Below are 24,063 nucleotides of genomic sequence, written 5' to 3' on the forward strand. Positions count from 1 at the left end.
GGGTTACTCCGTTATCATTGAAATTTTAAGTTTTATTAATTCAGCCTGTTTACCAAGCTCGGCAATGGCGGCTTGTTCTTGTAGATTAAAGTAATAAATACACCCCACTACAATTAAGGCTACAAGTAAGGTTGATATGTTTTCAGCTAGCCATCCGACAACTAGCTCTACAATCCATGAGAGTGCGTTAGTCATTATTTTTCATCTCGTATACTTTCCTTGCCCTGTCTTTCATTCGATAAAAACAAAGCGTTTCAACACCAACAACTTGCTGGTTACTGGCATCGTTAACAGTGATAATTATTACTTGCCTCATATTGTCGCCTTACATTTTGGCAGCTCTTGGTAATCAAAGGTATTCAGGCTGATTGATTGGCTAATGGCCGCAGCATCAAGGCTTTTTAACATAAAGCAGCGGTAGCGCTTACTGTTCTCAAGCTCTAACAAAATAAGGTTATTATGGCCTTTACTCTTTAAGCTATTAAGTAAAGCTAAGGTCTCTTCATTATTATTTAAATAGCTGACCATATTGGTTTCAAGCTTATCAATAACTGACTTCTTCCCAACCGAGCCTTGGCTTAAATTAAACCAATAAATCGGGTCGTCATAATTAGAAATAAAATTAGTGGCTAACTCGCTAACCTTAGGTTTATAGAAGTACTTTTGCTCTGCAAGCACGCCGATATTCGTATGCTCTAAAAAGTTTGGCATGCTGACTGATTTCACTTTATTGTCCGCTAACCTGACACCCATGTAAGCCCCCACATTGAGGTCTTGTTTTAGCACAGTAATATTCGTGTCAAATGGTGAGACAACCTCTTGAAACCCTAGTAAATTAGGGATGAATTGCAGTTGTTTATGAGCAAAGTCATCGTAAATTCTAAATGGATTTTCCCTTGAAATAATCTCACCTGTCGCCGCATCCTGAGTGTCTGTATTGGCATATAGCAGCTCAGCAACAACATCAATAACAGCTAAACGACGATAGGTACTGTGGATACCATTCTCAATATCCATCACGTAACCAAAGCCCATAGTAAAGCCTTGGTCAAGCAATGACTCTGTACTGTATGTATCAGCAAAATTAGCCATCATTTGGTTGTAAGCACTTTTGCTGTTCAGGCTAGCACCAACTGGCAACGCAAAGGCCATGACACCGCCTACAATCGCGACAGATAAATACCCTTTATGGCGTGGATATAGGTAAAGACCAATTTTTAAAAATAACCCGCCAATCGCAAACAAGCTGGCGACAATACTAAAGGGAGGAATAACCGCTAAGGTGACCGCATCTTTACCCAGTTTATGCATACTGCCGCCAGGCGAAAATGCGGCTGTGGCAGCCGTCGATGTGACCATTTTAATGAACGAAATATTGTCTTGTTGATCCAGCCATTTTTTCTTGTAATTTTGTTCAGAAATGCCTGGTGTAAAGCTCGACAAATAAAATGGCCCTAAGCTATCACTTGCAAACTGCTTAACAACATCAGAACGAGCAAATGCCACTCGGTCAAGCCTTGGCTTTGGTAGCTTAAATTGAGATGACGCAAGATATTCATTCCAAATGGCTTTGGCTCGGCCTTTATATTTAGCTTCAATCGCATTTCGCAGTTGTTGATGATCATCAAATGTCCAATCATTACTGACGTTGACGATCCCACTTTTAAATGTACTAATCGCTATTTGGGTCGCGATTGTTGAGCTAAGGTACTGCTCATACTCCATGTCTTCTGGAATGCCATAATGGCGGTGTAAGTAGTTCACTCGCCCTCTATCAAACATTCCCAGTAAATTATATTTAGACTTGAACACTTTAGAAGCGTTGATCTCATCAGGTGCTAAGTAAATACCAAACGGTTCTCCATCTTCAAATTTGAGGTTGTTGATGTAATCTGCAAAGAGTTGTCTATTTCTATCTCGGCAATCTCTTTTACAATCCGAGTCCCAGTATCTTCTTTTAAATTCACTAAATTCTTTACGAAGCACACTTTCATCATCAGTGGCATAGCTTTCTCTAAACTCACCTGCAGTAAGCAAGGCTTCAGAGTATTCTTTCCAGTGGTCACTGATATTAGTATTAGCTTGCTTTAGTAACGCAACACGCTCAGCTTCAATCAATGCATAATTATTTTCTCTTTTAAATGCAGTGACATACTCTTTACTGGCTTGCTTATATTGCGAAAACTCTTGCTCATAAACGCGATCAAACTGACGAATACGCGGTAACGCTTCGGCTATAAACACATCTTCTTGGCGGCTTAACAAAAACTGATTGGCCATGCTTTCTAAATTACTGCCAATCAGGCTATTAAAGCCCGTTGATAAGTAAGCTAAAGACGGGATCATTGCGACCATCAATTGCTTGCGATTTGGGTCACTGGCAATGTTATCTAACTCTGGAAATCCTTCAATACTGACCACTTCAGCCAAGTAAGCTTCTTTATAAACAATAGCTCTTACGGCACCTAGCTTACCTTCATTACTGGTAATGTTAACCGCGGTATCGACTGCTACGCGAAGCGAAGGAATGATAAGCGCCCAAGCAACCAGTAATACTAGCGGCCTAATTTTCCAATTTAGCTGCTTATTAACATATTTATCGTCTTTATCTGCCAATGAAGGCAAAAGCGTTTTAACTCGTTTACTGTTAACGAAAAACGTTGTGATACATAAAGCCAAACCAAAACCAGATAAGACTCGACCAAAAAGTTCGAGCCGCTCGGCGTTGAGACTAAATTCACCAAAAACCTGTTGAATAGGCTGAGCATATAAGTCAATCAATAGCACATTGAGCGATAACTCTAGACAAACATACACACTGAACAAAGCCAGTATGAACACAATAATGAAGTGCTCAAAAAGTTTACTTTTCATTATTTACGCGCCTTAAAATTGCTCTGCCATTTACGGTTTTAGTGTTACCGTCGCCAATTCTGCTACTGCATTCTGCAAGTAAATGGCTTTCTGGCTTAATGCATCGATCGGCAATTAACTGGTTGTTATCGCCATAAGGCTTTTTATCACCCCATATGTTGAGATAAACCCCTTCGCTAAATAGCGCTTCTTGCTCTGCTAACTGATTAAAGTCAGCATCTTTAGGCAATGTTGCTACCAGTAGTTGTTGGTCGATTTTTAATGGTGGTTTTAGCACATCGTTTACTGGATCATTAACCAAATTAGTATTGGTTTTCATGCACGCAGTTAATGGATCCGACTCGAAAATAATGGCTAAGGTTTCACTATCACCAAAGCTATCGTTTACTTGTATTTGGGTGACCCCGTGAGATGACGAACGAATAAATCTTTGCTGGCTATTTGCTTTGGTGGTGATGGCCTGAAACCCTGCGGTCTTAACTGACGCAGCCTGACTCGCAGACACAATGAATGAAGTGGCATGTTGTTCAAACACCTGACTCACAACTTGCATAAGCAGCTTCAATTGGGCGTTTGTTGGGTTAGCAGATGGCTGAAATATTAACTGGTCTTGTGCTGAGAATGTAGCAGAAAAGTCTTCAGAAAAATCGTTAAGTGGCATCAATTCACGCTCGGGATTAACGACTTTCCACTGTTCATCGCTATAAATGACTTTTAAAACAAAGCCACTAAGTAAATCTTGATGCTGACCAATATAACTCGGCAACGGTCTATCGCTAATTTGATAATAAAGCGCAGATTGACACACATTTTGATTTAACGGCAATACTTCACCAGTGCGACTGATAACCAGATTACGACGTTCTAATGCATGCTGTAAGGCTTGATCTTTTGAAAGTAAACTTGCGTGAGCTGCAATAGATGAGCTGATATTAATAGCAGGTTTATAGCTATCTGGTCTTTTATCCACTGCACATCCGGTAAACATAAGCGCTACCAGTAAACCAATGCAGACATTTCTCAATAACGACACAAAAATCCCTCTTCTTTATCATTGCGAACTGAAAATAAAGCAGAAAATTAACAAATGCAACGAAAATAGAACCTTGCTCGTTCAATAAGTGATCTAAAGTCGCTTTTTGTAACGTTTTCTATCATTTATGCCTATTTTTCAGACAGTAATATTGAAACTCTTCAACTGACTTTATCCTTTATCAATCACACTACTCTTACTATATTTCTATATACCCACCTACCTAGCTGTGATGACTGTGTATTATCATTCACAGTGTTAGAAGTTTTTAGTTATACAGCGAGATAATACAGTCGCCGGTAAATCGCCGATTTAGGAACAGGAAAAAATATTCTGGGTGCGAACAAGTTTTAAGAGCAAAGCCTAAGCTGGCATGTTTTACAGCATATCTATCGTGTTATTTATTGGAATTACACTGCGTTCGAGATAATGCAAAAATGAATAACATTATAAAAGCTAAAAAAGTAAACCTAATACTGTCACATCACATTTTCATAAAAGTTAGTACGTCTTCACTATATAGTAGAGGACACTAGCGGTTTGCTATGTAATCTGATTTAATCAGCTTGCTTAGATATCAATGTAGTCATCGATACATCAATGAAAATAAGCCAACAGAGAAACGTAAACTGACCGATAAGCCTTATCAACAGCGCTCTTTGCGAGTCGCTAACTCACCATCATCAATGACGCTGCTTATCGTGTTATTGGTACTCTTGTGTCAGTTTTCCACTAGCAGTGCGGCTTTTTCAGTGCAATATCCTCATGGTGAACACCCATCCGGTAGTCAGGTGAATCATCATCATGGTCATTTTTCTCACGGGGATAACGAACACGCTAATTCACCTGTCCACCAGCATTCACATCAAAGCGAATTACGCTTTAATGCGATTGAAACTCAACAAGATATTCTTGAATCTACTGCCACTTCCACCGACTCTGTTTTGATAGATAATGCCAAAACCGATCACGAACACAGTAGCCATTCACACGCTCCATCACACCCTCCCATAGAGTCAGTGTTTGTGGCAGAATTTACTCATACCAGCACTATTAGCGATAATGAAACGGCTTATGCTACCGTGCATTACGCGCCCCCAATCCCACCACCACATCAATAAGTCGATAGTTGTTTTAATCGAAAAATGAGTGTTTATCGAATCATGGTTAACTAACCTCGATAGCTTTCACTCATCTGTGCTGTATCACGTCTAGATTAAGCTGATTTCATCGGCAATTTACGTAGATACTCAAAGACTTATTGGAGTTAACACAATGAGCCAAACTCTGGCGAACGCCTTAAAAATATCGTTGATATTGTTAGGGTTAATGACATCATTTTCAATTTATGCCCACGGAGTAGATGAAACTACTCGACAGTTTCTAACCCAAAACCAAGGGGTATCAATACTGCCCTTTATCTATATTGGCGCTAAACATATGGTGACAGGTTACGATCACTTACTGTTTCTTGTCGGGGTGATTTTCTTTTTATACCTCACCAAAGATGTATTGCTGTATGTCAGCCTATTTACCTTAGGTCACAGTGTCACTCTCCTATGGGGCGTATTTAACGACATCAATATTAATGCTTATCTCATTGATGCCATTATCGGATTTTCTATCATCTATAAAGGATTTGATAATCTTGGAGGCTTTAAGCGTTTAGTGGGATTTCAGCCCAATACCAAACTCGCGGTGCTGATATTTGGTTTATTCCATGGCTTCGGGTTAGCGACAAAAATTCAAGAATTTAACCTGCCACAAGAAGGGCTTATTGAGAACATTATCGCGTTTAATGTTGGCGTAGAAATAGGCCAGTTTATGGCATTAGGCTTGGTATTAATTGCCATGAGTTTTTGGCGTCGTAGCCCCAGCTTTACGCGGTTTTCTGTCGCGGCCAACACTGCACTTATGAGTGGCGGCGTTATGCTAGTCGGATTTCAGTTAACAGGCTACTTCGTTAACTAACCAATACGAATAAACAGACAATTTGAAAGGATTTACCATGCAACACTCTGACAATAATGACGTGCAAGTGCAGTCAACAGCCACGCTAATCAAAGCCAGCGTCATCGCTATCGTTATCGGTATTTTAGTACTCGTGGTCGCGATATTACCCGCTGAATACAATATTGATCCGACGGGATTAGGCAGTGCTATGGGGCTCACTTCAATCGCCCAAGCCGAGAATCAAATCAGCTTAACAACCGAACCAGCCAACACAGCAAATGCTCAAATAGTTATCCTCAACGCACCATCGGTTGCGGTAATTCAACAAGCACGAGAAAACTCAGCAGTCCGCTCAGACACGGTCAATGTTCTGATCCCTGCAGGTAAAGGATTAGAATATAAATTACTACTGAACCAGTTCACGCATCTCGAGTATGAATGGCAGACCTTGAATGATGAATTACTCTACTTTGACTTTCATGGCGAACCACAAGGTGATACCACTGATTACTATGAAAGTTACAACATCAGCACTGCTAGCAAAGTTACGGGGTCATTAACCACCCCTTTTGCAGGCTCCCACGGTTGGTATTGGAAAAACACTTCGAACTACGCAGTCACCGTGGTTTTAACCACTAAAGGGGAGTATTTAATCAAAGGTTAACGCTTAATAAAGTCCGTTAGCTAAGTGCAAACGTAAGCTATGCGGGTTTATACATTGATAAAAAACCACGCTCAATGACATTGAGCGTGGTTAATGACTAAATTACGAATTGCCTTAATCACTATTTTTGCGTTTGGGAATTCAAACTCAGTACCTCTTTGCACCTCTAAATGGTCTGCTAAGTAGAACGGAATCAATTCACGGTTGTTAAATGCGAACTCTTCTTTAACCATTGCTTGAACGTAACCTAAATGCTGTGAAGCATTTTCAGCAAATTCGTCATATTTATTTTACTTCTACATTCCCGCCACCCAAGCGGTGATATCTCCAGTGGTGTCATTCACAATAAAATTAAATTTTTAAGATCGACTCTCCAACTAATGGCTTCTATTTATCTTCCATCATGCGGTTTGGTTTTTAATCGATAATTCAAAACCTTAATTCACAAGTTGCTAATATTAATGACCATCAAAGCATGTACTCATCTCCCCAGCTATCATCGCTTTGTACGAAAATAGCTCAATACACTATTGCGATCGCATACATCATATGTTTACACTAATTATATCAATTTGCTTGTATATCTGTTTGTAAACATAGGTCGCCAAATCGATGACCCATTTATTTGCACTGTTGTCAGTTAGCCCTGCCTCAATTGATACAGAGGAGAAAACAGCCTGACGTTGACTGTTTCCTCTTATAAAAAATAAGCCCTTATAGCCCGAAAATGTAAGAGCTGACATTATTTTCCCTAGTAAATAAATGGACTATTTATGAACAAACTTAGAAAGTTAACGGTACTCACATGCAGTATTGCCAGTCTTTTTTCTCTACATAGCTTTGCCGCAGCGCCTAGCTCACCACCTATTGCTAAACCTGGTGAAACTTGGGTATTACAAGCCAAGCGTTCTGATGAATTTAATAATAAAGACTCTGCAAAATGGAACTTTCAGCCTGAAAACTTTGGTGTTTGGTCTTGGCGCGACAGTAATGCTGTTGTTTCTGGCGGCAAGCTGACTCTAACCACTCGACGTGAAAATCACACCCGTACTTTCTGGGATGGTTGTAATAAAAAACAAGTGCCAAACTACCCTTTGTACTACACCTCAGGCATAGCTAAATCACGTGCAACGGGTAATTACGGTTATTACGAAGCAAGAATTAAAGGCGCAAGTACTTACCCTGGAGTATCACCTGCATTTTGGATGTATAGCACGATTGATCGCACCCTGACTGAAGACGGCGATGTGCAATACAGCGAAATTGATGTGGTTGAATTAACGCAAAAAAATGAAGTTAGAAAATCAGATCATGACCTACACAACATTGTAGTCATTAATGGTGAGCCAACTTGGCAACGCCCGTTAAAAGTGCCATTTAATCACAATCAAATAATTCTGCCTTATGATCCTCGCAACGACTTTCATACCTATGGTGTAAACGTCACTAAAGACAGCATCACTTGGTATGTCGATGGTAAAGAAATCGCCACTAAGGAAAATAAATATTGGCATCGTCAGATGAACTTAACGCTGTCACAGGGATTACGTGCCCCATTAACTGAATTTAGATGTAACCAGTTCTATCCATCAGATCAACGACCATCTGCCGGTTACCCAACCTCAATGGAAGTTGACTACGTTAGAACATGGTTTAAAACCAACGGTGGCACTGGGCCAACCGATCCTACTGACCCAACCGATCCGACCGATCCTGGTAATGGCAATGACTGCCCTACTACTTGGGTTCCGGTAACAGGGGTGACAGTCACACCTGCTTCTAAGGTGCTTGCTAAAAACCAAACTGTTAGCCTGAATACTACGGTATTGCCGCAATGCGCCACCAATAAAAAAGTCACATATTCATCAAGTAATGCCACTGTTGCCGTGGTTAACTCAAATGGCGTTGTTACCGCGCGTAAACGGGGTAATGCTGTCATTACAGTAAAAACCAAAAATAAGGGTAAGGTAGATACGGTCAATATTACGGTTAATTAACCGACTAATATTGCATTAAACTCACCTATCCAAACCGTTACAAGCTTATTGTTACATAAACTCGATCAGTCTATGCATGCAGTCAATAAGCTTGTTAATTGGCGCCCCCTTCAATGACGATGAAGGTTTTTATGGTAATAACTAAAAAAGGTGACAAAGTGACGATAAACATAAGCACTCACAACATCATCATCTTGGCTCTAATGGCCACTGCTCTGAGCTTGTTCGGTCGCCTTTTACTACAACAGCAGCTGCCAAAAGGCTTCCATGAATTGCGACTAGATGAGCCAAAAACAGGCGTATTACAATCCTATAAACCTGTAGCGACTGCTAATAACCGCTTATTGGCACAAGCTGAACGAGCAAGTGCACAAGCCAGCAAAAACCAACAGACAAGCAATTTTATTGCTAGGCTTGAGCAAGCAAACCAAATTGCCTCATTTGAACAACGTGCACCGATTATCAAAAATCTACTGCAACAGTGGAGTAATCACGACATTCACGCCGTTTTACACTGGCTGCAACAGCAACCAATTACCAACGAACTCGGTGAATACTACTCTCCGGTGTTGCAGCGTTATATGCAAGAAGATGAGCTAGGCGCAGGCGAAATGATCCTCAGCTTGCCCGCTTTTGATGTGATGCCAAGTATTATTGCTCATTATATTAATCACCTTACCCATAAAGATGTTGAAGCTGCACTACTTTGGGTTGATAGCATCCATGACGACTTATCAAAACAACAGGCAACTCAGTCATTACTCAATGCTTGGTCACAACAGGCTCCCCTTGAGGTAATGCAATACCTCTCCGATAACAGCCAAATATCTGAAACCGTTAGCCAAAATGCCATGATATCGATTGCCAATCAGCTGAGTAAACAGCAGCACCAAGCGAGCATAGACGCCATTCATCAATATCCAGAAGTGCTGCAAACCAAGCTGGTTTATAGCTTACTGACACATTGGCCCATTTCTGATGCAGCCAATGCTATTGAGTGGATTAATACCTTGGACGGTGGATTAAAAAATGAGGCTATCCGCAGTTATATTGACTACTTTGGTGTGAGCCAACAGCCTGAAGTCAGTTTTGAACTTGCCACAAATATGGTCAATCACCCTTTAAAGTCAGCTTTACTGCTTAGGGTGTTAACCCACTGGTATCGAATCGATCCGAGTTATGCAAGCCAACGTGTGCGAACGACAATGAAGCTAACTGAACTTGAAAAACAGCAACTTATTGCACAGGTTAATCAGGCTATTGAACGATCAAACCATCAACCAACTCGCTGACAAGGGCTGAGTGACAGGCAAAGCACAGTAGCAAATACATTTAGGTTATAACCGGCGATAAAAAACCACGCTCAATAACATTGAGTGTGGTTAATGACTAAACTACAAATGGCGTTAATCACTACTTTTGAGTTTTACGGTACTCGTCAAAGTTATAACTATCTACTCCAGTGTCATTTCACTTAAGCTAAAGAATGTAAGCTGTTTTCATTATTGTTGATGTCACTTTAAAATTTAAAGAATGGCTAAAGACCTTATTTCTATTTAACAATTACACCAAACTGTATTAACATCATCTTGCTTCAAAAAATGAAGCGCCCACAATAATTCTAAATTTCTCATTGATTTAAATATCGCTTAGCACTCTATTTTATAAGCAAAAGGATTAGCTTAATGTCTTGGTGTTCGACACAATTTATATTTGTACTCTTAATTCAGAAACTGTTTGCTTTTATTTTTGTTATTACGACCATTACTCTTCCAACTTTCTCTATTAATGCCCAAGAACAAGAAATAAAGGCAAATTTAACACGGCATAATTTAGATAAAACTTGGTACAAAAATAGTTTTGCTGAAAAAGGAGTTGTGCTTACAACTCAACCTAAATGGGTTCAAACCATTGATAATGACTCCCCTCCTGAACCAGATTCAACAGAATTATCCGATGGGGTATATCACGTCATTCTCGACAATCAGATCAAGGTTTCAGATAGCGATACGTTAAAATTTAGTCGGTATGTCACCAAAGCTGTTACAGCCAAAGGGCTAGAGTATGTATCTCAAATCTCTATCGACTTTGATCCAACTTATGAAAAAATTGCTTTTCATGGCATAACACTCCATCGAGATGGCGAGCGCATTAATAAAAACCTTGAGAGCCAATTTTCATTAGATAAAAGAGATTCAGCAACCGACTTAATCTATGATGGAACCTTAACCGCATTTTGGTTAATAAACGACGTCCGGGTAGGAGATACTATAGAGTATAGTTATACGCGCGAAGGTGCTAATCCAGTCTATAACAATCACTTTTCCTATAATCGTTCGCTGCAATGGAGCGTGCCTATACACAAGCAATTCCTTCGAGTTATATGGGGAAGGTCTACACCACTCAATGTCAAATTTCATAATAGCGAACGTCAGTTCAAAACCACTAAACTAGGGAAAGAAACTGACTATCAATTGTTACTTCAAGATAACGCCCCACTCAGTATTAGCTCAGATGCTGCAATCTGGTACAGCCCTTACGAATACGTAGAAGTCAGTAGTTTGCCAAGCTGGGCATCAGTTATTAACTGGGCACTACCATTATTTGAGAAACAAGTTGATGACAGTGATTTAATTACTCGCCAAGTGCAGCAAATTAAAAAGCAGTCTAGTGTCCCTAAAGAACAGCTAGTTTTGGCACTCAATTTTGTACAGCAGGATATCCGTTATATGGGATTAGAGATGGGTAGTAATAGCCATTTCCCTGCAAAAGCGAGCGAGACCTTGCTAAAAAGATACGGAGATTGCAAAGATAAAACAGTCTTACTTTTAGCGCTGTTAAGAAAACTCAATATTACAGCTTCAGCAACACTAGTAAATTCTGAAAATGGTAAAATATTAAATAAATATTTACCTTCACCACAAACTTTTAACCATGCGATTGTCAAAGCTGAGTTAGATGAAAAAACTTATTGGCTTGACCCAACGTTACTTTATCAAGACGTCAATCTCGACGAACTTTATCAGCCAGATTATGGATTTGGATTAGTAATAAAAGATGGCAACAAAGCATTAGAATCACTAGCTAATAGCAATAGTGGTAGCAAAATTGACTTTAAAGAGCACTACGACTTAAGTGAGGGGGTGAAAGGTAATTCTACTTTTAATTCTGTTGTTACTTTAACGGGTCAAAAAGCACGTCAACTCCGTGCTAGGATTGAAAATAATAGTGTTACAGAATTATCTGAAACCTATGCAAGTTACTACAATTCAATCTTCAATGGCATTGAAATTGCTGAACCTTTAAAAGTTGACTTTAACCCTCAACAAGGCAATCTCTCCATTGAGGAGAACTATCGTTTAACCTCTGCTTGGACTCAGGACGATGATGAAGGATATAAAATCTATTTTTACGAAAGCCAGATCGCTCCTTACCTTAGTATGCCTGAAGGCTTTGGTGTACGTGAAATAGCTTTAGCCCACCCTCTAACAATACAAGGCGTTATTACTGCCAAACTTCGTCCTCAAAATTGGGATTTTGATCCAGAACTCATCAAAGAAGATAACCGTTTTTTTAGTACCATTTTCAAGCTAACTTTTGATAAAGAAAGCAACTTACTCACACTAAACTATTCTTATCAATCAAAAGTTGATCACGTTAAACCCTCAGATATTCAAGAGTATTCCAATGCTTTAGCTAATGTTACTGGCATTGACTCGTATGGGATTGTTGACTTTGATAACCCATCAACTCCTACAGTTATTAATGAACCTTCAACTCTACAAGTATTCATTGACGAGCTTGGAGGGTTAACATATTGGATTGTAGCGATAATTTGTTTCGGTATTGGTGTGCTTTTTACTATCGTCAGCCTATTAGATGAAACGAAACATCAAACCACTGCTACTTTTTATCCAATTTCATTCAAAAAATTCATTCTGTTAGGTCTTTTTTCTTTTTCTTTATACCTACCATATTGGAGCTACAAAAACTGGCAATTCATTAAAGCAACACATCGATCTGATATTTGGCCTATTGCAAGAGCGTTTTTCAATCCCTTATGGTTCTATGCTTTATTTATGTGGATGGAAGTAGACAGCGAACAACGAAACAAGCGTAATTGGCTGATACCCACTTGGGCTGCAGGGTTAAGTTTCATTGCTTTAATCTGCTACAACATAGTAAATAACAATATAAGTGTAAGTGTTGTAAGTTACATTATCCCTATTGCGCTATTTTTACCCTTAGTTCTATATGCAAACAAAGTAAACGGACGTGACTCTGAAGCGTACATTGCAAATTCAACACTCTATATTCGAAATTGGGTATTCATGATTTGCGCGATTCCATTGCTCGCCTTGATACTAGCTCAAGAGGTCAATTTAATTGCTAAAAACGACGTTATCAACGGTAAAAACCTCTGGCAACATGATATTAGTTTTATGCAAGATAATGAGATGATTCAAGCAGGATCCAGCCCAATTTATTTTTACAGTGAATCCTTTTTTAGCCTGCAAGAAGCTGGCAATGGCTTCACTCAAGACAACGTATTTTCGTACTGGACAGAAAATGATGAATTACACAAAATTTCTGCAGCATTTACCTCAGTTGAAAACATAACTGTTGAATATAGCGGCTCAGAAACTGAAGAAACACAAATAAACATTTTCTTAGAGAATAAAGATGAATTTTTCTTACTTGTCACTGCTTCTTCAGCCCAAGATAAAGTTTTTGTAGACAAGTTATTGCAACAATGGAATGCAAGTAAAACGCCTAAAAAAACTGATTCAGTTGCCGAACACACCAAAATAAAAGCTGAGTCCGTTTTATAGAGATACATAAAAAGCCACTGAGAAGTGGCTTTTTTATGCTGTTATACATTTTGAAGCTTACTTTTGAGTTTTACGGTACTCGTCAAAGTTAGTGATGTAATCTTCCATATTACCTTCTAGCAGCTTGCGATATTCTTCAACGTAGTATGCAACCATTTCTGCTTTTTTCTGCTTCATTTGCTCTGCATTATCAAAGCTTGTCGATGCAAACCAAGCGTTATAACGAGCAAGTGAGTACATGAAAGAAGCACTGATCTCTCCCGTTTTCACCTGAGGATCTTGATTATTCTCGTTAGCAACATTAATGAATTGATTAGCACGCTCGAAAAACGCTTTATCTGGATTTGTTTCAAACATTATAAGACCCTTGAAATAAAAGCAGCCAAACGGACATGGCTGAATAGTAATACCTATTAACGTACGTGCTTTTAAGGCGATAAACCGTAAGATTGTTCACATTCTAGGTGACTGATATGTCATATCTGTGAGCCGTGTCAGCTTAGTCAATCCGCACGATCAAACAGGCATAAAAAAGCCCTACTTATGACTTGATTACAAGTATTAAGTAGGGCGACATATTACTTAAAATATGTGGTCTATCTATCAAGCATCTTACTTAGCTTTACAGTTGAACTCGCCGCTGTAGTCAAAGTTGAAGTTGTAGATAGTGAAGCCTTCAGTGCCTTCTTTAGTGCCATCTTCACCTTCAGTAGACAGGCCTGTGATTTCATTTGTTGCACAGCGTAAGCCTTCATCAAGCTTAGCCGAAGCAAATGAAACGCTAGTTGTGTTTGGCGCTTCAAGTTGGAACACTTTAGCATTCGGGAATTCAAGTGTAGTGCCTTCTTGCATCTCTAAACGATCTGCTAAGTAGAACTGAACTAATTCACGGTTGTTAAATGCGAACTCTTCTTTAACCATCACAGCGTTATCAACACCAGGCATACTTGAATTAGATGCACGGTAGTTGTTGGTAATCACATAGATTTCAGCATCATCAGCAATTTCAACACCATTGTAAGTCAGGCTCGTTAACTGCTCATTTTCAGTTTCAGTGTACTGGTGACCATTGATGTCAATGAATCTTGATTCGTTTTCAACATTCACAGTGTACTTAAGTAGCCCTTCGCCATCAGCATTAAAGCCACCGTAGAACGCATCGAAGTTATAACCAGGGAACTCTTCAACTAAGAAGGTTTCACCCGCTGATAACGGTAAGCTGCGGTATGCATTTGAGTTAACCCACTCAATCCAACGCTTAATATCAGTACCAGTCATTTTCAATACTGCTGGCGTGTTGTTATCAAATACATAGATATCAGCAACAGATGCGTTAGTTAACTCACCTTCTTGAATGTTGGTGTAATCAGTACCGCCATTACGACCAGACTTGAATGGCGCAGATACAGATAAGAAAATCGCATCTTCTGAAGCATCAGCGAACTCACCGTCTGCTTTCCATTTATTTAACTGGTGAAGTTGCGCTTCATTAACGACTTGAATTGATAAATCAGGTACCACTTGCGGGAAGAAGCTGTTCATGTTGACGTCGATATCAGCAATTGAGTCAGCCATGTATTCCACTGTGCCTTCATGCTCAGTTTCAACTAAATCTTCGATAGCACCGTCAGAGCCTTCAACTAATGAGCGAAGTTCTGCAGTCGAGAAACTATGGTCAACCGCCCAAGTTTCACCTTTATCTTTAGAGAAAAGTCGTAAATCAATCACACCTAACTTAGCACCCCAGTAACCAGGCATCACTGCTGGAATACCGTTGATTAACCCTTTCTCTGCATCAACATTTGGAATGTCACCATACTCGCCAGTCGAGTTAGGGAAGTCACGATGATCGTGGCCAAACATGATGGCATCAATGCCTTCAACGTAACCTAAATGCAGTGATGCATTTTCAGCAAATTCGTCATCGTTATTGTTTAAGCCTGAATGCGGAATAGCAACAATCACGTCTGCGCCTTCAGCTTTCATGATTGGTACGTAATGCTCAGCCGTTTTCTTGATGTCTGAAACCACAACGTTACACACTAAGTGAGCAGCATCCCAACCCATGATGTCTGGTGGAGTAAAACCAATCACACCCACTTTTACCGTGTATGTCTCACCATCTGCAGCAGTAAATTCACGATCTAAAATCACATATGGGTCATACATGTGCTCAGCAGTTTCGTAGAAATCTTCAGTAATGCGAACTTCACATTCATCAGCAGCTGCGCTCACTTTTTCTAGTGAATCATCAGCTTTCCACACGTTTGCACCAACGTAAGGGAATTCTGAACCTTTAAGTGCTTCATCTAAGTACTCTAGACCATAGTTGAATTCATGGTTACCTAAGTTAGCAGCATCATATTCTAAATGATTCATCGCTTTGTAAACTGGGTGCTTCTCACCTTTTAAGTGCTCTGCGCCAAGTGCTGCCATGTAGTCGCCCATTGGACTACCTTGAATCAAGTCACCATTGTCAAACAACATGCTATTAGCGACTTCTTTACGAGTTTCTGCAATCACTAAAGAAGTACGTGCTAAGCCCCACTCTGGTAGGTTAGCTTCATTGTGTTCAGCACTTTCAAAGTAGTTGTATGGCATAACGTTAGTATGGATATCTGTTGTCTCCATAAGACGGATATCCATTGAAACGATCGTATTTTCAGGCGGGGTTTCTGGTTTATCGTTATCAGATGAATTACAACCCGCTAGTGCAGCTGCAACACTTGAGACAAGAAGCAGTTTCTTAGCATTAAATTTCATGTTCACTCCAAAGGAATTAAAGTATTTCTTTCATTTGAACCATTACCGCCATGTTTCTATTAATCACATTAACTGAACATAAGCCGTAAAGTATTTATTAGTCACGGTCATTAAAGACGGCGACAAATTAAATAAAATTAATATCTAAGTAAAGTGAAGAATAAATGATACACCGAAACAAATTAACAACTCGGAATACACCACAATAGAAAAACAGAAAGTAAATTAAATAATAAAATTACAGTTTGAATGGAAAAACAAGATAATCAGCACGGAAGGTTTATGACATGGGTATTAAAGTTGAAAAACAAATGCGTTTTTAGATGAAAGAACTCATACATCGCGCACAAAGACCCCAATGGCTTATCAAACTGGATAAAAATATTAATCACTGCCGATTAACAATAATATAGCTCACCAATAATCCGTCAGTCTGAACAATAAAATTATAATTAAAATCTATATATTACCATTCAACCACTTAGAGTAAAACGAGCTACAAGGGCAAAAATACAAAACATCACAAATAATAACGAAACCAGCATAAAACACTTAAAAAATAAAAGCGCACAAACAAAACAACCCAAGATTAAAGTCAAAACAAAATATGATCTAAAAATTACAATCCTGATAGAAACATAAATAATATTGGTTAAAAAACCAACAATAAATACAACTAAACACTACAAAAACAAAATTTATCTTTGAATAACAGCAATCAATCCGCAAACAAACAAGCTCAAATGCTGACGCAATAATTAAACAGTTACAAAACAAGCGTAACAAGTTAACCACAAAACTTATTGGTAGGGTGTATTATTTGCTCTCTATTATTAACTCAGCACTTAAGTTCATATAAAACTAAGTAGTAATATCAGCAATAAATAAATCACACTCAACTAAAGAGACAAAATACAATAGCAAAGTATAACCGATAAATATAATTTTAACGCCAACCAAATTGCAAATATATATTACAACAACAAGACATACATATTAATTATTTAATATATCATTATGGCAGCTCGCATATTTAACCGACTAGAGGATTAATTATCTATTAATCAGTTAAAAACCGGATCCCACCTTAAAATAAAGCGCATTTTCTTCATCACTGGCTGCAATATCTATCCCCATGTGAATACCATAGCGGCGTGCGATTTGGTAGCGAAAGCCAACACCGTATGCATTAACGCTTTCAAGACCATCTTTGAATGATTCATTTTGCGTGACGCCATAGCCGTAAAAACTTGAGACGGTCCAGCGGTGATCAATGTGATACATCAATTGCGCCTGTAATGTTCCTACCTGCTCCCCTTGATAGCGAAACGCCGATACGCCTCGCATATCAACATATGGTTTAGCTGTGGGCGATAATTCAGTGTCTTTCTCATAAATTTCGTCATAGCTGCCCGCCACCGCAAATGTCCACTTATCAGCGATAGGAAAGTAAGCTTCAGCACTGGCATTCAAGGTCGCATAATGACTATCCGATCCAAAAGCTTCATCAAAAGCCATATATTCAGCCGACAAAATATAGCCGTTTTTAGGAAAGAACATATTGTCACGGGTATCAAACTCTGCCACGAGCCCTAAGCCAGATGTCGTATGCTTATCACCTAATGCTTTTTGCAGTAACCAATCAATAATTTGATTTGACGATGATACGCTCGACTCTGACCATATCTGTTTAACGCCAAGCATTAATGGCGTATCTGCAACTCTAAATTGTAATTTTTGCAGTGCAAAAAAAGCCTCTGTCGATGTATCAAACTTAATACTTTGATTCGGAGGCAATATCCCACCCAAATCGGTATAAATGTTTAAATTCGCTTTGGCTGCACCAGCACCGCCTGTGTAGCGGATCCGATCATTAAGCCAAGAGTGACGATGACCAGCCAGCGCAAACCAAGTACCATTTTCTGTTCCACCTGCGCCCACTAGAGTCATAGCAGCAGGAATAAGTTGCGCTCCACCGTCTACAGACTCAAGTGCCTTTTGTTTCCTTAATGCTTTTTCTTCTTCTGTTTCATGTAAGAACAGTCCCACTAATCCGCCACCAAAGCCCACTGCGGGTTCAGTAATAATCACAGGGACGGGTAAAAAACCGTAAGCATTTTCCGCCAAATGATGCCCTAAATCGAGCTGACCATCTTGCTCATCAAAAAAGTATGATGACTCTGCCATTGCATGTGATGAAGCCACCAACATGGCAAATAGTGAAAGATTTTTGAACATGGAAATGCCTATTTAACAATGCAATAAATACAACTGGAACGCGCTTCTAAATATTCCGTTGTCAAAGAGGCGCCAACAAGAATTAAGGTCTATTTTGAAGGAAACATAAAAGGTCAACGAATCGCTGATGAAGGATCGCATCATACCAATGCAGGCAGCATTGCGTTCATCAACCCCAAACTTATACGGCTAACACTGCTGTAAAATTAAGATAAAAACGATAATAAAAACATAAGCAGACCTTATATTAGCAATTAAGCGTTAACATTCAGGCCTTTTACCCTGCCACCTCACACTTTACGCATTTCATCAACAGCAAGATAACGTTAATAACATATACTAAACACTCCTTCACTTTATCCCATAGGAAAAATGATGACTCGTTATTCACTTGCCGCTACCTGCATTGCTTTAGCGTTATCCACGACTGCCAATGCAAGCTCGATTGAAGAAGAGCTAAAAGCGTTAAAAGAACGAATTGAACAGCTAGAAGCACAACAAGAGGCTGCCAATAAAACGCAGCAAACCGTACAACAGGATGTTGTCGTCATCAATGAAGTTGAAGTCGTCGAAGCTGTGGAAACGGTTGAGAAAACCGAAGCCAAGGTCAACTTTGGTGGCGCAGTACGAGTCAATTACTCCTATGAAGACTTTAATGATGCTAATGCCGATCGTGGTGGTGATTTTGACTTCGACCTATTTAGAATCGACGTTTCGGGCAGCTACGGCGACTTAATCTACTCAGCACAATACCGTTGGTTTGAGTACATGAATGTGGTGCAACATGCCTGGATTGGCTATAACTTTGACGAGCATCAACAAGGTAAAATCGGGGTCACTCAGGTGCCATTCGGTATGCTGACTTACGCATCGAATAACTACTTTTTCAGTTCTAACTTTTATCTTGGTCTAGAAGATGACCATGATATGGGCCTAAATTACACATACAAAAGCGACGTAAACCGTTTTGATGTCGCCTTTTATAAGAATGATGAACAAGGTGGAATTGATGGGTTTGTGTCAGATCGTACTGACCGCTATGCCTACGATGTCGTGGGAATTCGCTTAGACGGCGAGGATGCTTATGATGCACCAACAGCAGGTTATGAAGCCGGTGAAGTCAACACCTTTAATCTGCGCTACGCCCACAACTTTACCTTTAATAAACTTGGCCTTGAATTAGGCGGCTCAGTACAAGCTGGCCAATTAGAAATTGCAAATGGCACCGATGGTGACAATTTTGCGGCAGCGATTCACGGTATTATTGATTATGACCGCTGGAACGTAAAATTACAGGTCACTGATTATGAATACAATGTCGACGGAATAGACGTTGACCGTATCGTCGTTGCAGCCTACCACTTCTATGACTCAATTCCTGCAGAAGCGACCACTTACATCGCAAACGTAGCCTACAGCTTACCTGTCGATTTTGGGCCAGTATCAAACCTTACCTTCTACAATGATTACTCTTTAGTCACAGGTAAATCGGCATCACTTGAAGACACCTTTATGAATGTCACTGGCATGGCAGTGTCAGCAGGCGGTCTATACACTTACTTCGATTATGTTGTCGCCGAAAACCAACCTTTCATCGGTGGCACTATGGTGGGTAATGGTGATACTAACAAGCGCTTTAACATTAACTTTGGCTACTATTTCTAATCGCTTATTGCGTTATTAAAGAAGACAATATGCCCGATTATCACTCGATAAACGGGCATATTTTTATCATGTTGCGCGCTCTGGCCTTTCTTTGATTTCTTCACTTTTACTTCATCTTTGCAGCTTTTTTCTCACTTGATGCAAGCTAATAACTGACAAAAAAAAGCCCATCAATCAAAGAGAGATGGGCAAAAAAGGTAAATGATGAAATATGAAAAAAAGCGCTAATTACACCTCGAATTTGTAATAAATGTAGAATCGAGTATCCGTTAGGTCGTCGCCTGTCGCGTAATTAACAATGGCATGGCGAGCTCGAACACTTAAGCCTTCCACGTATTCAGTTAAGTCATAACGGACTGACAAATCGGTTTCGTCGATATCTTGGCTTGAATCACCATCAACTTGATAATTTGCATAATTCAAATAAGCACTCACCCCATTCAAGGCAGAGCTAGGGGCAAATCGATAAGCTAACTGTGCACCATAGGCATCTTCATTCGCTCGACTCGATTGAACAACTTGCTGAATGATTACTTTTTCATCACCAAATGGCGCAATGATATTCCCGTCACCAGTAGTGACGTATTTCACTGTTGCATCAAAGCCATTCCACTTCATACCGAGGTGGAAACCTGCTTGATAAGTGTCAAACTGCGCTGCGGTGTTATCTAAATTACCAATTGAATCTTGCTTCAAATACGACGGTTTGAAGTACCAATTAGTCGCCCCTAACTCACCGCTCAAATCAAACTTGATGTGATATTGGTCGTACACATCTTGCATTGAGTAGTACCAAACACTCGTTTTAGCCTTAATAGCATCGATTGGTAAAGTGTAATTTGCGCCTAATGCCAACATAGGATTGTCATCAACATCAACAATAATACCGCTACGTGCTAACTCTCCTTGAATCCCCTCTGACACACTTACAAAAGACTCTTCAGTCCATCCCATGTAGTCAGTGATATACAAAGCCGAAATGGCTAAGTTATCGATAGAGGTATTTTTAACACTCGCACCACGGTAGGTGAATGGAATCGCACGCAATGGGAACGGATTCATCATAGGTGTACGCAGTTCTTGTGCACCGACGGTAATTTTAGTGTCAAACCAATTACCCGACACAAAGTACTCTTGTAAACGATTAACCGATTCACGTTCAGCGATACTACCTGGTGCTCCACCACCAACAAGGCCATAAATACCTTCACTGTTCGCATCCCAAATGGGGTTAGCTGAAGCAAAAGAACCGCCGAAGCTCACACCATTTGCCTCGCCTGAACGTAAGTAAAATAATCCGCCTAACGATGTATCACGACGATCAGTCGTCTCGCCATCAAAATCACGTTGAAAATCGAATAATTGAAATTGACCTTTAAAGCTACCGTCATCAAACAAGTTTGAGATGGGATCGGCAGCGAACGCTGGGCTTGCGGTCATGCAGGCCACCACTAAAGGGAGTAGTTTTGTTTTCATTTTGTCATCCTTGTAAATCAAAAATTAGTTAATTGCTGGACTCGCTCATTGGCTAAGGCACAACAAAATCAAATCGAAGATGACAACTACCACAGTAGTTTTCAGATGCTTTATGCTGATTGTGGCAGTAAGTACAGTCAGTCTCAGTGCTAAAGTGACGGTTTTCATGTGGGTTTGTTGGCATGACATTTTTAGTCGTTTCAGCCAATTCTTTAGTGTCATGACACTCTAAACACTTAAACATTGGCACCGCTTGAGGAGGCTTAGTTTCATGACAATCGCTACATTCAACACCAGCAGCTTTATGGGTGTTACCTAACGACTTATCAGCAGCGATTGCGCCATTAGCAAACACAGTCAATGCCATTGCAAGCAAGATATTTTGTAAGATAAATTTGTTCATTGTTTTATTCCATTTCCATCAAGTCATTTGGAATGGATGCCTGATGCTCAGGCCTCCATATCAGATATTCTTTGCAACTTATAAGTTAGCGACGTGCTTACCTGCTAAGTAACCGAAGGTGTAACAACGCCCTAGCGATAGACCGAATACCGTTAGTGGGTAATCAACGCCGCCATAGAATCCGCCGCCAAGATTACCGATAACAAATAGGCCGCCAATCGGCTTACCATCGGCATCCAAAGCTTGATGGTTTTTATTCACCAACATGCCAGAACAAATAGTAGAGATACGCATACGACGATGAATACCGTAGAAAGGCGCTTTTACAACTGGCAGCATTTTGCTTGAAGGCTTACCAAAATCATCATCCATGCCTTTTGCGCAAAGCTCGTTATAACGCTTCACATTCGCAGCTAAAGTCTTAGGGTCACACTCTAATTTCTCAGCTAACTCTTCGATTGTGTTAGCCACATAAGTGTTGGTTTGCGAAGCATAAACACCCGTTTTAGGTGTTGGATCTTCAGGCATGTACTTTTTCAACTGCTCAGGAGAGTAAAGCTTGCCTGGCCAGTCTGCTGCTTCTGTCATGTAATTTGAGTCGAAGATTTGGCTGTAATGACCTGCATTTTCTTCGTCACGGAGATAGTTATTCATTAATGACATCGCAACGGTTTCGTTAACGAAACGATTACCTTTGCGATTAACAGCAAGGAATGGCATATCACACATAGAAGCAGGGCCTGCATCGAAATCATGCAACATCTTAGTGTGGCCAACAGGTTCAATGACACCACCCGCCCAATAAGCCATGCTGAAACCGTCACCTGTACGTTCCATTTGCTTACGTTCGAAGTTCTTCAAATCAGGGATGAAGAAATTACACATCGCTTCATTATTTTGGTAATCACCAGACGATAAAATGACGCCTTTTTTGGCCATGTATTTGTGGTATTTACCATCACGGCTTTTTGCGATAACACCAATCACTTTGCCTGATGCATCTTGAATAAGTTGTTGCGCTGGCGTATTGAAGAAGAATTTCACACCCGCTTTTTCTGCTGTTTTAGCCAAGTCACGCATACCGTCACCAGCGGTATAAGGCTTAGGTCCGAAATATGACGTCACAAAGTTAAGCTTATGCTCGGTGACGCCATGAATACCATGTTGAGGACCAGTACCTTGGTCAACCACTGACGCGCCACCTTTTTTAGCACGGTCAATCACCCAAGAAATGGCTTCACCAGAGTTGTATGCCCACTCTCGGACAAGCTCAGGATGACAACGGTGAGCACTGTCGCTCATTAAACGTGACACCATGGCTTCAACGCCTGCTTTGTCACAGTTTTTTAAGTCTAAACCTGAACCGGTATTACCTTGTGAAACCACAATGGCTTGCTTTTGCAATACAGCAACTTTGGCACCGTTTTCAGCAGCAGAAAGTGCAGCAGGAACGCCCGCAGCACCAGCACCCACTACTACCACGTCAAATGTTTGCGTCGAAGCAATGTCTTTATCAGCGATTGGTTTTGGTTTCGGCATGAAATCTAGTGTCGCACCACCGACAGACGCATGAGCTGCTTCAGCTCCTGACTCTGCAGCAGTTGCACTTGCCATCCCCCCTAATCCAGCAAAAGCCACGGCGCCAGTACCTTGTACTGCACGTGTCATAAAACTACGACGAGAAATACCATTTTGAAGCACATTCGCAGTGTACTGATCGATAACGTTGTCTTTACTCATTTTAAAACTCCATTTGCATTCGCCGTAAATGAGAAGCTCCACGCTGCCAACAGCAACAATGAACTCTGTCAAAACAGCAAAGGCTACTTACTTATCAAAGTAGGGTTAGTGTGTTTGCGTCAGAAAAGGAGTAAGCCGCACTTTGATAGAAACGAAATTTGCTATGTCCTACCCCTTTAGGGCTAATGTATGACATATAACATTTAACCAAAAGGATCTAAGGTGACATTTATGCGGTCGATCTCAAAAAAAAGTTATTTTGTGATCCATTAAGTAACAAGGTTGTAAAAGGCTAATTTACGTATTAGGCAAGATGATGGGGCAGTGAGAAAGGAGCATTACAACAAGTGTTTTACCTATTAAAAACAGGGTCATACTTACTATTTATCAAAGGCTTAAAAATAAAAGGTGTATTTTTATATCGC

The 24,063-nt window shown here is 40.1% G+C and carries 17 protein-coding genes; 7 read left to right on the plus strand and 10 right to left on the minus strand.

What is annotated here, in order from left to right:
• Window positions 1–3 precede the first annotated feature (3 nt).
• From J8L86_RS16000 to J8L86_RS16010, 4 genes are read right to left on the minus strand one after another with little or no spacing between them, the layout of a single operon-like run.
• A complete protein-coding gene (locus J8L86_RS16000) occupies window positions 4–195 on the minus strand; it encodes a hypothetical protein (protein WP_055025553.1) in 192 nt (63 codons plus the stop codon).
• Window positions 188–316 carry a hypothetical protein gene (locus J8L86_RS21290; protein ID WP_268788280.1) on the minus strand — a complete coding sequence of 43 codons (129 nt, stop codon included), beginning with the start codon at window positions 314–316 and terminating at the stop codon, window positions 188–190. The genes J8L86_RS16000 and J8L86_RS21290 overlap by 8 nt, the downstream gene beginning before the upstream one ends.
• Window positions 313–2,874: a hypothetical protein gene (locus tag J8L86_RS16005; protein WP_211031010.1), complete on the minus strand. Its 2,562-nt coding sequence runs from the start codon at window positions 2,872–2,874 to the stop codon at window positions 313–315. Before J8L86_RS16005 ends, J8L86_RS21290 begins: the two co-directional genes overlap by 4 nt.
• A complete protein-coding gene (locus tag J8L86_RS16010) occupies window positions 2,864–3,907 on the minus strand; it encodes a hypothetical protein (protein WP_211031011.1) in 1,044 nt (347 codons plus the stop codon). Before J8L86_RS16010 ends, J8L86_RS16005 begins: the two co-directional genes overlap by 11 nt.
• Before the next feature lie 566 nt (window positions 3,908–4,473).
• On the opposite strand from J8L86_RS16010, the gene J8L86_RS16015 reads away from it, so the two are divergent.
• The 6 genes from J8L86_RS16015 (at window position 4,474) to J8L86_RS16040 (ending at window position 13,353) form a co-directional block, all read left to right on the plus strand.
• Entirely contained in the window at window positions 4,474–5,028 is a 555-nt protein-coding gene (locus tag J8L86_RS16015) for a hypothetical protein (protein WP_247663469.1), read from the plus strand.
• A gap of 154 nt (window positions 5,029–5,182) precedes the next feature.
• A complete protein-coding gene (locus J8L86_RS16020; protein WP_211031012.1) occupies window positions 5,183–5,878 on the plus strand; it encodes a HupE/UreJ family protein in 696 nt (231 codons plus the stop codon).
• 37 nt (window positions 5,879–5,915) lie between these two features.
• On the plus strand, window positions 5,916–6,524 hold the full coding sequence (locus tag J8L86_RS16025; RefSeq protein ID WP_211031013.1) for a hypothetical protein: 609 nt from the start codon (window positions 5,916–5,918) through the stop codon (window positions 6,522–6,524).
• Between the two features lie 773 nt (window positions 6,525–7,297).
• On the plus strand, window positions 7,298–8,521 hold the full coding sequence (locus J8L86_RS16030) for a family 16 glycosylhydrolase (RefSeq protein WP_211031014.1): 1,224 nt from the start codon (window positions 7,298–7,300) through the stop codon (window positions 8,519–8,521).
• 158 nt (window positions 8,522–8,679) lie between these two features.
• A complete protein-coding gene (locus J8L86_RS16035; RefSeq protein WP_211031015.1) occupies window positions 8,680–9,813 on the plus strand; it encodes a hypothetical protein in 1,134 nt (377 codons plus the stop codon).
• A 393-nt stretch (window positions 9,814–10,206) separates the two neighbouring features.
• Window positions 10,207–13,353: a DUF3857 domain-containing protein gene (locus tag J8L86_RS16040; RefSeq protein WP_211031016.1), complete on the plus strand. Its 3,147-nt coding sequence runs from the start codon at window positions 10,207–10,209 to the stop codon at window positions 13,351–13,353.
• 57 nt (window positions 13,354–13,410) lie between these two features.
• Here the strand turns inward: J8L86_RS16040 and J8L86_RS16045 are convergent, their stop codons facing one another.
• The 3 genes from J8L86_RS16045 to J8L86_RS16055 form a co-directional block, all read right to left on the minus strand.
• Window positions 13,411–13,710: a DUF3144 domain-containing protein gene (locus tag J8L86_RS16045; protein WP_055025560.1), complete on the minus strand. Its 300-nt coding sequence runs from the start codon at window positions 13,708–13,710 to the stop codon at window positions 13,411–13,413.
• A 255-nt stretch (window positions 13,711–13,965) separates the two neighbouring features.
• A complete protein-coding gene (locus J8L86_RS16050) occupies window positions 13,966–16,116 on the minus strand; it encodes a bifunctional 2',3'-cyclic-nucleotide 2'-phosphodiesterase/3'-nucleotidase (RefSeq protein ID WP_211031017.1) in 2,151 nt (716 codons plus the stop codon).
• Between the two features lie 1,068 nt (window positions 16,117–17,184).
• Window positions 17,185–18,354: a BamA/TamA family outer membrane protein gene (locus tag J8L86_RS16055; RefSeq protein ID WP_082972465.1), complete on the minus strand. Its 1,170-nt coding sequence runs from the start codon at window positions 18,352–18,354 to the stop codon at window positions 17,185–17,187.
• Window positions 18,355–18,729: 375 nt separating this feature from the next.
• Here J8L86_RS16055 and J8L86_RS16060 point away from each other — a divergent pair, with 375 nt between their 5' ends.
• Entirely contained in the window at window positions 18,730–20,019 is a 1,290-nt protein-coding gene (locus J8L86_RS16060) for a carbohydrate porin (protein WP_211031018.1), read from the plus strand.
• 228 nt (window positions 20,020–20,247) lie between these two features.
• On the opposite strand, the gene J8L86_RS16065 is transcribed toward J8L86_RS16060, so the two are convergent.
• The 3 genes from J8L86_RS16065 to J8L86_RS16075 all read right to left on the minus strand — a co-directional run bounded on the left by J8L86_RS16065 (window position 20,248) and on the right by J8L86_RS16075 (window position 23,638).
• On the minus strand, window positions 20,248–21,495 hold the full coding sequence (locus J8L86_RS16065; RefSeq protein WP_192021713.1) for an OprD family outer membrane porin: 1,248 nt from the start codon (window positions 21,493–21,495) through the stop codon (window positions 20,248–20,250).
• Between the two features lie 52 nt (window positions 21,496–21,547).
• Window positions 21,548–21,898 carry a cytochrome c3 family protein gene (locus tag J8L86_RS16070; RefSeq protein ID WP_055025564.1) on the minus strand — a complete coding sequence of 117 codons (351 nt, stop codon included), beginning with the start codon at window positions 21,896–21,898 and terminating at the stop codon, window positions 21,548–21,550.
• Between the two features lie 78 nt (window positions 21,899–21,976).
• A complete protein-coding gene (locus J8L86_RS16075) occupies window positions 21,977–23,638 on the minus strand; it encodes an FAD-binding protein (protein WP_055025565.1) in 1,662 nt (553 codons plus the stop codon).
• Window positions 23,639–24,063: the final 425 nt, after the last annotated feature.

It is taken from the genome of Shewanella sp. MMG014 (assembly GCF_018100775.1).
In the GTDB taxonomy this organism is placed as follows: Bacteria; Pseudomonadota; Gammaproteobacteria; order Enterobacterales; family Shewanellaceae; genus Shewanella; species Shewanella japonica.